The sequence below is a fragment of the Pseudobutyrivibrio sp. UC1225 genome, from assembly GCF_900115215.1.
GTDB lineage: Bacteria > Bacillota > Clostridia > Lachnospirales > Lachnospiraceae > Pseudobutyrivibrio.
The window spans coordinates 87,275-102,955 of record NZ_FOVQ01000008.1 but is presented as its reverse complement, the minus strand read 5'-3'; the positions used below and the strand labels follow the sequence as shown (position 1 = coordinate 102,955).

The 15,681-nt window shown below is 40.8% G+C and carries 16 protein-coding genes; all 16 read left to right on the top strand.

Translation table 11 applies throughout. The features are described 5' to 3' along the window. Positions 1-16: 16 nt before the first annotated feature. The 16 genes from BMZ41_RS10940 (at position 17) to BMZ41_RS10865 (ending at position 15,648) form a co-directional block, all read left to right on the top strand. A complete protein-coding gene (locus BMZ41_RS10940) occupies positions 17-226 on the top strand; it encodes a HypC/HybG/HupF family hydrogenase formation chaperone (RefSeq protein ID WP_090529613.1) in 210 nt (69 codons plus the stop codon). Further along, entirely contained in the window at positions 226-1,263 is a 1,038-nt protein-coding gene (gene hypD / locus BMZ41_RS10935) for a hydrogenase formation protein HypD (protein WP_090529610.1), read from the top strand. Before BMZ41_RS10940 ends, hypD begins: the two co-directional genes overlap by 1 nt. Then, on the top strand, positions 1,251-2,252 hold the full coding sequence (gene hypE, locus BMZ41_RS10930) for a hydrogenase expression/formation protein HypE (protein ID WP_090529607.1): 1,002 nt from the start codon (positions 1,251-1,253) through the stop codon (positions 2,250-2,252). The genes hypD and hypE overlap by 13 nt, the downstream gene beginning before the upstream one ends. Before the next feature lie 148 nt (positions 2,253-2,400). Then, positions 2,401-2,784 (top strand): response regulator, encoded by a 384-nt coding sequence (locus BMZ41_RS10925; protein ID WP_090168747.1) that lies wholly within the window; start codon positions 2,401-2,403, stop codon positions 2,782-2,784. Between the two features lie 300 nt (positions 2,785-3,084). Then, complete coding sequence (locus BMZ41_RS10920; protein WP_090529604.1) at positions 3,085-4,233, top strand: THUMP domain-containing class I SAM-dependent RNA methyltransferase; 1,149 nt, start codon at positions 3,085-3,087, stop codon at positions 4,231-4,233. 3 nt (positions 4,234-4,236) lie between these two features. Beyond that, positions 4,237-5,973, top strand: coding sequence for a lectin like domain-containing protein (locus BMZ41_RS10915; RefSeq protein WP_090529601.1), 1,737 nt, complete (start codon positions 4,237-4,239; stop codon positions 5,971-5,973). A 26-nt stretch (positions 5,974-5,999) separates the two neighbouring features. Continuing rightward, positions 6,000-7,064, top strand: coding sequence for an N-acetylmuramoyl-L-alanine amidase family protein (locus BMZ41_RS10910; RefSeq protein WP_090168636.1), 1,065 nt, complete (start codon positions 6,000-6,002; stop codon positions 7,062-7,064). A gap of 7 nt (positions 7,065-7,071) precedes the next feature. Beyond that, complete coding sequence (locus tag BMZ41_RS10905; RefSeq protein WP_090168639.1) at positions 7,072-7,683, top strand: XTP/dITP diphosphatase; 612 nt, start codon at positions 7,072-7,074, stop codon at positions 7,681-7,683. After that, positions 7,664-8,167 (top strand): metallophosphoesterase family protein, encoded by a 504-nt coding sequence (locus tag BMZ41_RS10900; RefSeq protein ID WP_090168641.1) that lies wholly within the window; start codon positions 7,664-7,666, stop codon positions 8,165-8,167. Before BMZ41_RS10905 ends, BMZ41_RS10900 begins: the two co-directional genes overlap by 20 nt. Further along, positions 8,157-9,680, top strand: coding sequence for an ASKHA domain-containing protein (locus BMZ41_RS10895; RefSeq protein ID WP_090529598.1), 1,524 nt, complete (start codon positions 8,157-8,159; stop codon positions 9,678-9,680). The genes BMZ41_RS10900 and BMZ41_RS10895 overlap by 11 nt, the downstream gene beginning before the upstream one ends. Positions 9,681-9,789: 109 nt before the next feature. Next, positions 9,790-10,377 carry an NADH peroxidase gene (locus BMZ41_RS10890; RefSeq protein WP_090168645.1) on the top strand — a complete coding sequence of 196 codons (588 nt, stop codon included), beginning with the start codon at positions 9,790-9,792 and terminating at the stop codon, positions 10,375-10,377. A gap of 148 nt (positions 10,378-10,525) precedes the next feature. Continuing rightward, entirely contained in the window at positions 10,526-12,406 is a 1,881-nt protein-coding gene (locus BMZ41_RS10885) for an OPT family oligopeptide transporter (RefSeq protein WP_090529644.1), read from the top strand. Positions 12,407-12,488: 82 nt separating this feature from the next. Next, a complete protein-coding gene (locus BMZ41_RS10880; protein WP_177184212.1) occupies positions 12,489-12,731 on the top strand; it encodes a PqqD family protein in 243 nt (80 codons plus the stop codon). 129 nt (positions 12,732-12,860) lie between these two features. Next, positions 12,861-13,424 (top strand): RNA polymerase sigma factor, encoded by a 564-nt coding sequence (locus BMZ41_RS10875; protein WP_090529595.1) that lies wholly within the window; start codon positions 12,861-12,863, stop codon positions 13,422-13,424. After that, a complete protein-coding gene (locus BMZ41_RS10870; protein ID WP_090529592.1) occupies positions 13,421-14,332 on the top strand; it encodes a hypothetical protein in 912 nt (303 codons plus the stop codon). Before BMZ41_RS10875 ends, BMZ41_RS10870 begins: the two co-directional genes overlap by 4 nt. A 20-nt stretch (positions 14,333-14,352) precedes the next feature. Beyond that, positions 14,353-15,648 (top strand): serpin family protein, encoded by a 1,296-nt coding sequence (locus BMZ41_RS10865; protein ID WP_090529589.1) that lies wholly within the window; start codon positions 14,353-14,355, stop codon positions 15,646-15,648. The last annotated feature ends 33 nt before the right edge of the window (positions 15,649-15,681 follow it).

Genomic DNA, 15,681 nt, shown 5'->3' with positions numbered 1-15,681 from the left:
TTAGGAGAATAATGTAATGTGTGTTGCAATACCAGGTTTAGTAAAGAAATTAAAGGATGGGAAGGTCACTGTTGATTTCAATGGAAATGAAGTGGAGGCCTACGCTGGACTTGTAAATGTAAAAGAGGGGGATTACGCTTTGGTTCATGCGGGGTGCGTGATTCAGACCTTGAAGAAGAACGAAGCAGAAGAAATAATTGAGCTGATGGGAGGCTTGGAAGCCTAATGGAATTACCACAGCTTATAGATTTTTTGAGAGACTACGATGGCAAAAAAATCCGACTCATGGAAGTCTGCGGCAGTCACACTCACGCCATCGCCACTCATGGAATAAGAGATATATTATCACCACAAATTGAATTGCTGTCAGGACCAGGCTGCCCCGTGTGCGTCACGCCTACAGCATACATTGATAAATTAATTGAGCTTAGCCTTCAGCCAGATACTACTGTGGTCACCTTCGGAGACCTGCTAAGAGTACCAGGCTCAAAGGAAAGCTTGAACGAAGCTAAGGGCCGAGGTGGCAGCGTTGAAATGGTGTATTCACCAATGGATGTTTTGGCTCTTGCAAAAGATAATCCATATCGTAAATACGTATTTGCAGCAGTTGGCTTTGAAACCACTGCCCCTGTTTATACTTTGCTTTTAGACAATGCTATAGCTCAGGGACGGGATAATATCCAGCTACTTACTGCACTGAAAACTATGCCGGGAGCCATCTCATATCTTTGTGATAATGGAGCAGAGATTGATGGATTTATTGCTCCAGGACATGTGTGCGCAGTGACAGGAGCAGATTATTTTAATGAGCTTGCAGAAAAATATCAGATACCCTTTGCGGTGTCAGGCTTCGCAGCAAAAGAGCTTGTAATTGCCATTTATGGTCTGACGCAGATGGTGTTAAATAAAGAAAACACAGTAAAGAATTTCTACACCTCAGTTGTGGCGCAGGATAAAAATCCTATTATTGAAAATCAGTTAGATAAATATTTTGAGCCAGCGGATGTTGCATGGCGCGGGATGGGTATCATTCCGAAATCAGGCTTACTGCTCAAGGAAGAATATAAACAGTTTGATGCGGGAAGTAAGGGGCTTGATGTGGATAACAAAAAGAATAAAGCCTGCAAGTGTGGAGAAATTCTTATGGGCAAGGCAAAGCCTACCGACTGCCCACTATTTGGAAAAGTCTGCACACCAATGTCGCCACAGGGGGCATGCATGGTGTCAGAGGAAGGAAGTTGTTTTAACGCATGGAGAAGATAATTATGGAGCATGGCTCAGGTGGCCGTGCTACAGGGGAATTAATAAGAGAAATATTTGAAGCACAGTTTAACAGTGATGTACTTTCAGAGATGGAGGATGCAGCAGTTGTTCCAGGAGATGGCACCATTGCCATGACTACAGATAGCTTTGTGGTCACACCATTGGAATTTCCAGGAGGAGATATTGGACGTCTGTGTATTTGTGGTACAGTGAATGACCTTTGCATGAGAGGAGCTGTTCCTAAATATATTACTTGCGGTTTCATTCTTGAAGAGGGGGCAGATGTGGAGCTCCTTCGTCGAATTGTAAAATCAATGGCTGAGACTGGAAATGAAGCAGGTGTAAAAATTGTAGCCGGTGATACAAAGGTTATTGAGGGAAATGGTGGGATCTACATTAACACTGCCGGAGTAGGTTTTGTTCCAAAGGACGTAGACATAAAAGCTAAGAATGCAAGCCCAGATGACGTAATCATCGTTTCTGGAAACGTAGGCGACCATCATGCCACAGTTCTAAGCCAGCGTATGGGTATCAAAAATACTATCCAAAGCGATAATGCGCCTCTTCAGGAGATGGTTGGAAAATTAATAGAAAACCAAATTCCAGTTCATGTCTTAAGAGATGTGACAAGAGGCGGGCTTGCCACAGTTTTAAAGGAATTAGCATTAGCCAGTGGATTAAGATTTGATATTTTGCAGGAAAAGCTTCCAGTGAACCCTCAGGTTAAATCCTTCTGCGGCCTTCTTGGCCTTGATCCATTATATATGGGAAATGAAGGAAAGCTTGTGGCTATTGTCCCAAAGGAGTACGGTCCACAGGCAGTGCAGCTTATTAAAAGTAGTAAATATGGAGAAAATGCTTGTATGATAGGCTCTGTCAATGCGCCTGATGACGAATCAGAAGCGGGGGCTCTTATAATGAAAACAGAGATAGGTGGAAGACGTTTCCTTGATATACTTCAGGGAGAGGGATTGCCACGTATCTGCTAAAAATCGAAGCTAAAACTTGTTGCAAAGGGCGTAATAATCCCCATGTACACCAATAGTTAACATAAAGTTCATAACTAGTTATGCAGTTATTATGCTATAATATAACCACACATCCTAATTAACAATCAAAATAAGGAGGATGCTTGCTTTGGGCAAAACAGTTTTGATAGTTGATGACTCCCGATTTATGCGAGCGGTGGTCAGAAACGAATGCGAAAGAAATGGCTGTACTGTTGTAGCTGAAGCTGACTGTAGCGATGGTGCAGTAGAAAAATATAAAGAGTTCAAGCCTGACATCGTAACAATGGACATCACAATGACTGTTGATGGACATACAGTAGGTCGTAGCTCCAATGGTATTGATGCTATTAAGCAGATTAAGGAATATGACCCTGAGGCTAAGATCCTTGTGGTAAGCGCCATGGGACAGAAATGTTACGTTATAGAGGCTATTGAAGCTGGTGCTAAGGATTTTGTTATCAAGCCTTTTGACGAGGCCAGATTTGCAGAAGCTTTATCACACTTTATGTAATTGATAATATGTATTTAAAGGGTTACGGTGCTGTAGCCCTTTTTAATTGCATACAACGGAAACTAGGGAAATGTGTTGTGTAAAAGACACTTGAGTAATAACAGGTGTGCCCAAAGAAAAAGACCGAGTTTTTCGGTCTTTTTGAGGGGAGTATAAATAATTAATAAGGGTATGATAAGGAAACTCCTTATCATGGTTGTGATTATAATATAGTTAATCGACTAATGCAAGGAAAAGTTGAAAAAAGATATCATCTAGTCTAAGATATTTTTAGTTAGTTAAGTAATAGGAGATTTAGAATTGCCAAAAACATTTACCATTAGCTGCCCATGTCATTTTGGACTTGAGGCACCATTGAAAAGAGAAATTTATGATTTAGGCTACGACATTACTGAGGTTACAGATGGAAGGGTAACTTTTACAGGTGATGCCGAGGCTGTTTGTCGCGCAAATATCCAGCTGCGCACAGCGGAAAGAGTCCTTGTAGAAGTGGGCCGTTTTCACGCTACCACCTTTGAGGAACTTTTCCAGGGAATCAAAGCTCTCCCATGGGAAGAGTATATTCCTGAGAATGGTAAATTCTGGGTTACAAAGGCTACATCTGTAAAGAGTAAGCTTTTTTCCCTTACAGATATTCAGTCTATAGCTAAAAAAGCTATGGTTGAGCGCATGAAGACATATTATGACGTTCAGTGGTTTAAGGAAGATGGAGCAGATTATCCTGTTCGTATTTTCCTATTAAAGGATGATGTAGTAGTTACACTTGATTCCACAGGTACACCTCTTCATAAGAGAGGCTACCGTACATATACAAGTAAGGCACCTCTTTCAGAGACTATGGCGGCAGCACTTATTCAGCTGACACCATGGCGTGCCGACAGAATTTTAGTAGATCCATTCTGTGGTTCAGGTACCTTTTTGATTGAAGCAGCCATGATTGCTGCAAATATTGCGCCAGGTCTTAACAGAGATTTCACCTCTATGGACTGGACAAATCTCATTTCTCCAAAGCTTTGGAATGAGCTTTTGGATGAGGCAAGAGAAGAAGTGGATACATCGGTAGAATGTGACCTTCAGGGATTTGATATTGACCCTGATATGGTTAAAATTGCCCGTCTCAATGCAAAGCAGGCAGGTGTTGACCACATGATTCACTTCCAGGTGCGAGATGTTGGGGCACTTAGCCACCCAAAGAAATATGGATTTATTTTGACAAACCCTCCTTATGGAGAGCGTCTTGAAGATAAGAAGGATCTTCCAGAGATTTATGGTAAGCTGGGAAAGGCATATTCAGGGCTTGATAGCTGGTCTATGTATGTGATAACAAGTTATGAAGATGCGCCAAAGTCAATCGGAAGAAAAGCAGATAAAAATCGCAAGATATACAATGGAATGATAAAGACATACTTTTATCAATTCCTTGGACCAAAGCCTAAGAAAAAGGACTAGAAAATGAAACTTTCCAAGAGATTCACGGTGTTTGTACTGATTATAGCAATCACCGTTATTGGAAAAATGAATAATTGGAATGACAGGTATGCAGCCGTCGATTCATTTAGAGGAGCAGCTTTAAATGAAGACGTGCTGTATCCTTTAATGTCTAAAAATCTAAACGACTCAGGCAAACTGAAGCTTTACATTAATGACGAGCTATACACCAGCTACGAGCAGGAAGCTATTTTGGATGACAGTCTTAATCCAGTAGGCTCGCTGGAATTTATCCGCAGTGTGTTAAAGGGCTCGGCATTTATGGAAGACGAGGGCTGTGCAGTTGTCCAGATTTCTAACAATATTTATGAGTTCCTGGCGGATAACAAAACTGCCACTGCCAACGGAGATGATATGAAGCTGGCAATCAAGCCATCTATTCACATGGGTAGAATGTACGTGGGACTTAAAGATTTGTGCGATATCTTTGGTTACGACTACACCTATGACAGAGCTTCCTACACCGCCAATATCACAATTAGCAGTGTGCCAAAGCTTCCGTTGACTTATGATCTTCGAAATATGGACAGAGTCAGCTTCATAAGAAATCAGGGCTCTACCGCTACCTGTTGGGCATGTGCTTCACTTGAGGCACTGGAGTCATCTCTTTTGCCAGCATCCCAGTATAAGTTTTCTGTTGATTCAATGATTAATAACAACAGCTTTCAATTGGACGAGTCTGCCGGTGGTGAATATACCATGGCATTGGCTTATCTTTTGTCATGGCAGGGACCTGTTGAAGAGGAAGAACAGGGTGGTCTTATTCAGGAGCTCACCGGAGAGAAAAGTGCTCCATCAGTACACTTGCAGGAAGCACATTTTTACGACTCAGAAAATCTGGATGATATAAAGTGGGCTGTTTACAAATATGGTGGTGTTTCCACATCGATTTATGCAAGTGTTAATACTGCGAATTTAAATGGATCAAGCTGCTACAACCGCAGTACAAACTCATATTGCTATACAGGAAATGCAAAGCCAAATCATGATGTTGTAATTATTGGATGGGACGATACCTATCCTGCAGAAAATTTCAGCACTGAGGTGCCACACAGCGGTGCATTCATCTGCCAAAACAGTTGGGGTAGTGGTTTTGGAGATGATGGTGTATTTTACATTTCTTACTATGATTCAAATATTGGTAATCAGGCCGTTTCCTATGTGAAGGTAGATACCAATAATACATATAATTATATCTATCAGAGCGATTTATGCGGATGGGTTGGTCAGATTGGTTACAGTAAAGAATGGGCTTATGGTTGCAATACCTTTACTGCAGAGGCTAATCAGCAGATAGAGGCAGCTGGTTTCTATGCTTTGGCTAAAAACACCAGCTATCAGGTTTACTTTGTTCCAGATTACAAAAACACCAGCACCCTTTCCTCAAAGGAAATTGTTGCTTCAGGAACTGTAGACCAGGCGGGTTATTATACTGTAAAATTTAATCAGGCGAAAACAGTAGACAAGGGAGAAAGCTTCGCTATTATTCTTTACATCAACACACCAGACACAAAGCGTCCACTTGCAGTGGAATATATCAGTGATTCAATGACAGCGGCAGTTGATATCACAGACGGAAAGGGCTTTATTAGCAACAACGGTCTGGATTGGGAGAACGTAGAGGATGTTGCAAACGCAAACCTTTGCATAAAAGCATATGCAAATGATGTGGTTGAAGTATTCGAGGACGAAGATAAATAATCCTTGAAAAGCGGAGAGATAATGTAATGGAAAATAAGGTTTTAGGGGTCTTTACGGCCATCATTCTGGCAGTGGTTATTGCTATATGCTGTCTGCTTATCTATGTACCTAACATGCATTTTATTGCGCTGAAGGTACAGGACAGTAAAGTATCTGGCGGACGAGTATCAGTTATGAGTATGCTACGTGCTTCGGATGAAGAATTGCAGGAGGATTCTGAGGAGGTTGTTCGTGATGTTTTAAAAGGACATCAGATTAGATTAACATTGCCTCAAAGTGTCACCAGTGCCGGAGTTTCAATTATTAATGATTATGTAAATAGAAATATCGCAATTACGATAAATGGAATTGGAAAGGATTACTTTTCACAATATCCAATGCGTGGAAATGCAGATAACATTGTGGATGTCACCTATGATAGCGAGAATCTGATTGGTGTCATAGAGATTACTCTCGATGATATAAAAGAAGTGCAGATGACCTCCGAAGGAGAGTACATATATTTTGATTTTTTAGACCCACATGAAGTGTATGATTATGTTGTGGTTGTGGATGCGGGACATGGTGGAAATGTTCCAGGAGCCACAAAGATGGGGGTTAAAGAAAAGGATTTAGATTTACAGTTTGCTCTCCAACTAAAGAGAATGTTTGATCATAGTGGAAAGAATATCGGTGTTTATTACACTAGGACTGATGATAGTAATCCCTCCTTTGAGGAAAGAGTTGGTTTGGCGAATGATTCTGAAGCGGATCTATTCCTATCAATACACAATAATTCTACCGCTTCTGGTAGAATGTCTTCCATCAACGGAACTGAGGTTATGTACAAGGGCGCCGATGAAAGTGGTAATTCAAAGCGCTTTGCGTCCATGTGCCTAGATAATCTTTTGGAGGCTTTAGGCTCCAAATCGAAAGGCACAGTCGTGGGAGATGATGTGTATATTGTAAGAATGGCTCAGGCTCCAGTTGCGCTGGTAGAAGTAGGCTTTATGACCAACGCAAAGGAACTTGAAAAGCTTCAGGATAACGAGTATCAGAAAAAAACGGCCGGTGCCCTTTATGACGCCGTCGTAGAATATTTATATAATTGAGGTAACAATGAAAACTAGAATTATTTTTGCAACAGGAAACAAAAACAAACTCCGTGAAATTAAAGAGATTTTAGGTGAAGAAAAATATGAAATCCTCACCATGAAGGAAGCTGGAATCGATATTGATATCGTTGAGGATGGAAAGACCTTCGAGGAGAATTCTCTGATTAAGTCCCGTGCCATAGCAGCTCATGCTAAGGATGCAATCGTTCTTGCAGATGACAGCGGACTTGAGATTGATGCTTTAAATAAAGAGCCAGGCATCTACTCAGCCAGATATATGGGTGAGGATACTTCTTATGATATTAAAAATGCAAATCTTATTGAGCGACTTGAAGGAGTTGAAAAGCAGGATAGAAGCGCAAGATTCGTTTGTGCAGTATCGGCTGTTTTTCCTGATGGAAAAGAGGCAGTAGTGCGTGGCACCATCGAGGGCTATATAGGTTGGGAGCCAATGGGTGAAAATGGTTTTGGCTATGACCCAATTTTCTATCTTTGGGATAAGGATGTCAGTACAGCAAGCATATCCCCAGAGGAGAAAAATGCCATCAGCCATAGAGGTCAGGCACTTAGAATGATAAAGGAAGAAATTATTAAGCATGAAAATATTAGTTGTTAGTGATACACATGGCAGATCAGAGAATTTACGAGATGCCATTCATATAGAAAATCCAGACAGAATCTACCATCTTGGAGATGGACAGGGAGTTGAGGATAATCTCTGGATGATGTCAGAAGCACCCGCAGAATGTGTCTGTGGCAACTGTGACTGGGGTGGTAGCCTGCCAAATGAGCTGGTGCTTGAAGTAGGTAATCATCACATCCTTATTACCCATGGTCATTACTATGGAGTAAGCTACGGTTACCAAGAGATTGCAGAGGCTGCAAAGGCTAAGGGCTGCGACATTGTACTGTATGGTCACACCCATGTTCCAACTATCGATCATTATCAGAATTTGATTATCGCAAACCCTGGAAGTATAGCTTTTCCAAGACAGGAATCACGTGAACACACTTATATGACAATTTTAGTAGATAATAGTGGTGAACTTACTATGGAATTGCATTCTCTAGAGGAATACGATAGAACACATGGAAATTAAAGTTGTAATTGAAGATGTTGTTCCTGAAAAGGAATATATATTGATGACTAAGCCAGATGAGTCCATTACCTTTGTTGAGGCGATGGACCGTTTGGGGTTCAAATATTACAGACCTTGTGGAGGCTTTGGTAAGTGCCTTAGCTGTGCAATAAGGTTTGTGTATGGTGCACCTGAAATGACCGCCGATGATGAGCGTGCCCTTGAATTTTGGGAAATGCGAAATGGCTGGAGACTTGGTTGCAAGTGCGTTATCACACGTGACTGTAAAATACAGGTGCCAAAGCGACTTGTATCTGAAATAAATTCTATAGGAGTTCCTCAAACTACAGAGGAGCTTCCTCTTGATAAAACCAACATAGCTATCGCTGTGGATGTTGGTACCACAACCCTTGCCGCTACGGCAATAGATCTTAATAATGGAAAAGTTTTGCGTCAGCATACCTGGACCAATGGTCAGACCAAATATGGTATGGATGTTATGAGCCGAATCAAGGCAGCTATTGATGGTCATGGTGATGAGCTTCAGCAGTTGGTTATTGGAGATTTAATGAAAATGGGTGTGAAAATCATTGGCGAAGATTTTCTTACTCATAAGGTTGTTATGTCCGGAAATACGGTAATGACCCATTTACTTCTGAAGTACCCAGTTGACGGTATGGCACAATATCCGTTCCATCCTTACACCTTGGATGCAATTAAATTCAGGGAAGAACGTCGAGATATCTTTTTTATGCCAGCTATAAGTGCCTTTGTTGGAGGAGATATAGTATCAGGTCTTTTCTACATTAAGGAGCAGGCAAAGGCGAGAAAAGAGGAAGACGACACCTTCATCATGGTAGATATGGGAACCAATGCTGAGCTAGTGTTATTTGATGGGGAAAAATATTGGTGCTCATCAGCCTCTGCAGGTCCAGCCTTAGAGGGTGCCAGTCTGAAGTGTGGAGTGGCATCTGTACGTGGTGCCATCAATCATCTTTCAATTCATGGTCGGGAAGTGAAATATACAACCATCGGAGGAGAAAAGCCAATAGGTCTTTGCGGAAGTGGAGTTATAGATATCATCCATGAGCTTCGTCGAAATAATATTATAGATGAAGGTGGACTTTTAATTGATGAGTATTCTGAGACAGGTTTTCCTGTGACAGAGGATATTGTTGTTACCGGAGAAGATATTCAGCAGGTGATTCTTGCAAAGGCGGCAATTCGTTCTGGTATCGAGATGCTTCTTAACGCAGCAAAGCTTAGCTTGGAGCAGATTGATCATCTTTATATAGCTGGTGGACTTGGAGCATCAGTAAGTATATGGGCGGCAGCTGGAATAGGACTTTTCCCAAAGGAACTGATTCCAAAATTTGAATCAATAGGAAATGGGTCACTTCATGGTGATATTGCATTTATCATGAATCCAGATGAAGATGCCTTGAAAGAAATAAAGGATAATTCGAGAATTGTAATTCTGGCAACGGACCCAAAATTCGAGAAGCTTTTCCTTGAAAACTTGAATTTATCGTAACTGTGAATTAATTGAGAACAATTAGTGTATTTACACAGGGGACGACATATGTATGTTAAGATGACCTTATACACCTGTAAATTAGGTGAATATAGAAAGGAGTCTAGTTATGGCAAAGTATGTATGTCCTGTTTGTGGTTACATTCATGAAGGTGACAATCCACCTGATGAGTGTCCAGTATGTCATGTGAGTGGTGATAAGTTCAAAAAGGTTGAGGGTGAGATTACCCTTGCGGCTGAGCATGTATTTGGCGTTTATGGCGCTACAGTAAAGAACAATCCTGATATTACTGACGAAGATAAAAAGTACATCTTCGAGCAGCTCAAGGCTAATTTTGAAGGTGAGTGCTCAGAAGTTGGAATGTATCTTTGTATGGCTCGCGTGGCGCACAGAGAGGGCTACCCAGAGATTGGTCTCTATTGGGAAAAGGCAGCCTGGGAAGAGGCTGAGCATGCTTGCAAGTTTGCAGAGCTCCTTGGCTCTGACTTAGAGACAAACATGACTGATTCTACAAAGAAGAATCTGGCATGGCGAGTTGATTGTGAGTTTGGAGCTACACAGGGTAAGGTTGATTTGGCAACCTGCGCTAAGAAGAATAACCTTGATGCTATCCACGACACAGTTCACGAGATGGCTCGCGACGAAGCTCGCCACGGAAAAGCGTTGGAAGGCTTCCTCAATCGATATTTTAAATAATTATTTAGTATAAAAATACACCCCGCCGAAAACGGCGGGGTGTATTTTGCATTAGCTCTTTATCGCTTTATCGCTTCGATTTGCATCCACTTTAAAGTGAATATATAATAGACCAAGTTGTATATTTATAAGGAGAGTAATGTATATTATGAAAGAACAATTCAAACCTTACATTCCAGCAGATAAGGTTACTCCAGAAATGACTTTTACATCTATTATCATGGGTCTTTTTCTTGCAGTAGTCTTTGGTGCTGCTAACGCATATCTTGGTCTTAGAGTTGGTATGACTGTTTCTGCTTCTATTCCAGCTGCAGTTATTTCTATGGCAGTAATTCGCGTAATCATGAAAAAGGATTCAATCCTTGAAAGTAATATGGTTCAGACAATCGGTTCTGCAGGTGAATCACTTGCAGCAGGTGCTATCTTTACAATGCCAGCACTTTTCATCTGGGCTAAGGAAGGCGTTATGGACAAGCCTTCACTTATTACTATTACAGTAATCGCACTTTTCGGTGGTCTCCTTGGTGTATTCTTCATGGTTCCACTTCGTAGTGCACTTATCGTTCAGGAGCATGGTGTGCTTCCATATCCAGAGGGAACAGCATGTGCTGAGGTTCTTCTTGCTGGTGAGGAAGGCGGTTCTTCCGCAAAGAGCGTATTCCTTGGTATGGGAATCGGTGCAGTAGTTAAGTTCGTAGTTGATGGACTTTATGCTATCCAGGGTGTATTCACAATTAAGCTTGAGTCTCTTAAAACAGAGTTCTCTGCTGAGGTTTATCCAGCACTTGTTTCGGTTGGTTACATCTGTGGTCCACGTATTTCTGCATACATGTTTGCCGGTGGTGTACTCGGCTGGTTCGTACTTATTCCAGCTATCGTTACATTTGGTGGCGATATCGTTATGTACCCAGCTGACGTATCTGTTGCTGAGCTTTATGCAGCAGGTGGAGCAGCAGCTATCTGGTCAAAGTACATTAAGTACATTGGTGCAGGTGCCGTAGCTTCAGCTGGTATCATTTCACTTATTAAGACACTTCCACTTATCGTTAGAACATTCGTGGATTCAATCAAGAGCATCAAGACTGCTGGCTCTACATCAACAGAGCGTACAGCACGTGATATGGATATTCGTTTTGTACTTGGTGCCATTGCAGTTCTTATTCTTGCAATCTGGCTTGTACCAGCAGTACCAGTTACACTTCTCGGAGCAATCATCATCGTAGTATTCGGTTTCTTCTTCAGTGCCGTTTCTTCACGTATGGTTGGTCTTGTAGGTAGCTCAAACAACCCAGTTTCAGGTATGACAATCGCTACAATCCTTATCTCTACAATCTGCCTTAAGGTTATGGGTGATACAGGCGTACACGGAATGCAGGGTGCTATCGCAATCGGTTCTGTTATCTGTATCGCAGCTTGTATGGCTGGTGATACTTCACAGGATTTAAAGACAGGTTACATCCTTGGCGCTACACCAAAGAAGCAGCAGATTGGTGAGATCATCGGTACTATTGCAGCAGCACTTGCTATCGGTGGCGTTATGGTTCTTCTTGATTCAGCTTATGGATTTGGTTCAGATATGCTTGCCGCTCCACAGGCTACAATGATGAAGATGGTTATCGAAGGTGTTATGGATGGAAATCTTCCTTGGACACTTATTTTCATCGGTGCATTCATCTCAATCACAATCGAGATTCTTGGTATTGCAGCACTTCCAGTTTCTATCGGACTTTACCTTCCACTTGAGCTTTCAGCTACAATCATGGTTGGTGGTCTTATTAGAAAGTTTGCTGATGCTAAGTATGGTAACAAGGAAGACGAGTCAGGAAAGGGTATCCTCTTCTGCTCAGGACTTATCGCTGGTGAAGGTATCGTAGGTGTACTCCTCGCTATCCTTACAGTAGCTGGTCTTGCTGATAAGATGAATCTCAGCTCAGTAATTCCAACAGGAAATGCTCCAGCACTTGTACTTATTATTTTAGTAGCTGCAGCTGTTTACAAGTCAGCTATGGGAAAGAAGAATGGCAAATAAAGAAAACTATTTAGATTTCGTATATGCGATATATTCTGACCTCATCTGGACTCAAACTGAGTCCGGAGAGGTCATTGTTGAAATGGAAAATAAAGGATTCACAAACCGTGTGGCTCAGAAGTTCTTTAAGAAACCTGCAGTCAGCAAGATTACCCTCGAGGGCATGGGTTCATTTATCTGGACCTGTATTGATGGGTCGCGTAGTGTGTTTGATATCGGATTGCTTGTTCATGACAAGTATGGTGATGAAGCCGAGCCCCTCTACGAGCGCCTCAGCGTTTACATGAAGCACCTTGAGCAGGTAGGATTTGTGAAAAGAGTTTAATTATTATCGATCATCCAGAAATTGGGTGGTCGATTTTTTTTGAAAATTTTTTTATAATCTTTGTAATATACCAGATGTTTTTCCGTCTATATAGATGTAAGGCTTACAAATTCAACAAAGGGGGAATCTATGAAAGACGAAGAAATCATTGAGCTCTATTTCAAAAGAGATGAGCGAGCAATTGAGGAGACCGATTACAAATACGGCGATTACTGCGCATCAATCGCTGATAAGATTTTGAAGAATGAGTTGGATGTGGAAGAATGTCTGGATGATACATATCTAAGAGTTTGGAATGTTATTCCACCAACAAGACCAGAAATTTTCCGCATATTCATTGGTAAGATAACTAGAAATCTTGCCTTTGACAGATATGAGAAATTTCATGCCAAAAAGCGTGGCGGCGGAAATATAGAAGAGGTCTTGGATGAATTACAGGAATGTATTCCAGCGAATCACAACGTGGAGCAGTCAATTTTAGCAAATGAACTGTCTTATATCATCAACGATTTCGTAAAAAATCTTCCAGAGAAAGAAGCCCTCATTTTTGTAGGCAGATATTTTTATACTGAAGACATAAGTGCTATTGGAAAGCGACTTGGGATGACAAATAATAATGTGTCAGTTACTTTAAATCGTATCAGAGCAAAGCTACAAAAAAGACTTTTGAAGGAGGGATATTTAGCATCATGAATAAAGAAGAACTATATAAAAGCATGGATGGAATTGATGACGAAGTTCTCCTGAAGTATTACAAATACAAGCCAGCAAAAAAGATTATATATTTCAGGAAAGCTGCAGTTATTGCCGCAAGCATTTGCCTGGTAGTTGTTGCTGGAAGTGTTATAAAAATAATGAATAATACATCCGATGATATAGCAATAGAAAGTGCTATGCCAGAGACTGCAGCTGAAACATATACAGCAGAATCAAGCTCAGAGGAAAAGGGTGAAGATTCAGATGCACTTTTGGAAAGTGCTGCGCCAGCAAGAAGCTTTACTATAACAGCCTGTGCATCTGAGAATGATAAGACTCTATTGGAATCTGGAAAGACCATACCATTAAAGCTTGGAGATTCATATACAACCTATGGTTTTAGTGGAACAGATAATAATGGAATAGGATTCCAGTTTTATCTTCCAAAGCTGATAGTAGAAGGCGATAACATCGCAAATATTACTTATTCAGTAGATAAGTATGAAATGACTGTTTATAACTACAACTATGGAGTTGATGGAAAGGTGGATAAGAAGAGTGGCACCAGCGAGTTTGGAAAGCAATATACTGTAGCCTATGAAGATCAGTTAGATAAATACTTCCAGATAGTTGTCAGAGGTGATGTGGATTCTGATGAGAAAATTTACCATGATATTTTTGAGCCAGATACAATACAGGATAAGCTGGCAGCAATTAATCAGATATTAGATGGTGTTACAGTAAACTGCACAGTTACATACAAGGATGGTACCACAGAGGAAGCAGATATTGCTCTTTCAGCTGAGTATCATACTTATGATGAATTGGACGATGTATTTTGGGATGGTGATAAGACTGGAATTTATAAAGACGGAACTATCATTATGACCTTCGAATTAAAGTAGAAATAACGGAGGAAACCGCAATGAAAAAGAGATTAATAAGTGCTTTGTTAATTGGATTGCTTATGACAGGAATGTTTGTAGGCTGTGGCAACTCTGGTGCAGGAGGAAATACAACTCCTGTAAAAGACCCAACAGAGCATAAAAACGTAAATACGAATGTAGAAGTAATTGGTGGGATGGGAGATTTTGATTCGGAATTAATTAAGTTCCTTGAAACAAAGGATTATGCAAATCAGAATTACATGATTTCACCAACCTCATATAAGGCAGCCCTTTGCCTTGCAATTGCGGGAGCTAATGGCGACACAAAAGAAGAGTTGCTTAAGGCCGCAGGTTTTGAAAATGAGGAGCAGATGAATAACTGGTATTCACTTGTTTATAATTCAACTGTAGATTTCAATGAGTGGCTCGCCGGGGATCAGAAGGAAGTAGAGGAAGCCAAGAAAAATGATGATTATTATATAGATGGAGAAGGAACTCCAGATGGAGCCTTTAAAATTGTAAATTCTATCTGGGCTAATGAAAGCCGTGGTGGAGAATTTAAGAAAGAATATATTGATAAGGTGGCAAAAAACTATGATGCTACTGCCGCTTCATTGCCAGGTGAAAAACTTACAGATTCCGTAAATTCTTGGGTGAATGAATCCACAAACGGCCAGATAGAAAAGCTTGCTGACAAATTAGATGATTACAAATTAATTCTTGCTAATGCTCTTTATTTGAGAGCACCATGGATGGACGAATTTGAAGAGTATTCGACTAAAGAAGACGAATTTAAGACTTTTGATGGAAGCAAAGTTAAGAAAGATTTCATGAACCAGACTAATGAGTTCTACTACTATGAGAAAGACGGTGGAAAGCTTGTAATTCTTCCTTTGAAGTATGGTGTAAAAACTGCATTTGTTCTTGGAAATATATCTGATTTAGACAACGCTATGAAAAATGCCCAGCGTTGTACAGTAGATGTAAAGCTTCCAAAGATGGATATTGATAGTGAATTTGGAAGTGATACTCTGATTGGCTATCTCAATAGCCGAGGAGCTACATCTGCCTTTGGAGCAGGTGCGGATTTTTCAGAGATGACAGATGATGATGTTATGATTGATGAAATCATTCAGAAGACAAAGATTAAGACTGATGAAGAAGGTCTCGAGGCAGCCGCGGTAACAGCTATCATGATGATGGAATCAGCTATGGAACAGGAGGAACCAGAGATAAAAGAGTTCCACGCTGACGAGCCATTTAAGTTTATTGTATATACGGAACTTGAAAATTCTGAGAATGAGATTTTGTTCTATGGACAGATGGTAGAGTAAAATATTGAAATTTTATCGCAGCTGCGATAAAAT

Excerpts from the sequence above, each read along its gene's own strand:
- BMZ41_RS10940 (WP_090529613.1), top strand. The coding sequence starts at position 17 with ATGTGTGTTGCAATACCAGGTTTAGTAAAGAAATTAAAGGATGGGAAG.
- hypD (WP_090529610.1), top strand. The coding sequence starts at position 226 with ATGGAATTACCACAGCTTATAGATTTTTTGAGAGACTACGATGGCAAA.
- hypE (WP_090529607.1), top strand. The coding sequence starts at position 1,251 with ATGGAGAAGATAATTATGGAGCATGGCTCAGGTGGCCGTGCTACAGGG.
- BMZ41_RS10915 (WP_090529601.1), top strand. The coding sequence starts at position 4,237 with ATGAAACTTTCCAAGAGATTCACGGTGTTTGTACTGATTATAGCAATC.
- BMZ41_RS10910 (WP_090168636.1), top strand. The coding sequence starts at position 6,000 with ATGGAAAATAAGGTTTTAGGGGTCTTTACGGCCATCATTCTGGCAGTG.
- BMZ41_RS10905 (WP_090168639.1), top strand. The coding sequence starts at position 7,072 with ATGAAAACTAGAATTATTTTTGCAACAGGAAACAAAAACAAACTCCGT.
- BMZ41_RS10900 (WP_090168641.1), top strand. The coding sequence starts at position 7,664 with ATGAAAATATTAGTTGTTAGTGATACACATGGCAGATCAGAGAATTTA.
- BMZ41_RS10895 (WP_090529598.1), top strand. The coding sequence starts at position 8,157 with ATGGAAATTAAAGTTGTAATTGAAGATGTTGTTCCTGAAAAGGAATAT.
- BMZ41_RS10890 (WP_090168645.1), top strand. The coding sequence starts at position 9,790 with ATGGCAAAGTATGTATGTCCTGTTTGTGGTTACATTCATGAAGGTGAC.
- BMZ41_RS10885 (WP_090529644.1), top strand. The coding sequence starts at position 10,526 with ATGAAAGAACAATTCAAACCTTACATTCCAGCAGATAAGGTTACTCCA.
- BMZ41_RS10880 (WP_177184212.1), top strand. The coding sequence starts at position 12,489 with ATGGAAAATAAAGGATTCACAAACCGTGTGGCTCAGAAGTTCTTTAAG.
- BMZ41_RS10875 (WP_090529595.1), top strand. The coding sequence starts at position 12,861 with ATGAAAGACGAAGAAATCATTGAGCTCTATTTCAAAAGAGATGAGCGA.
- BMZ41_RS10870 (WP_090529592.1), top strand. The coding sequence starts at position 13,421 with ATGAATAAAGAAGAACTATATAAAAGCATGGATGGAATTGATGACGAA.
- BMZ41_RS10865 (WP_090529589.1), top strand. The coding sequence starts at position 14,353 with ATGAAAAAGAGATTAATAAGTGCTTTGTTAATTGGATTGCTTATGACA.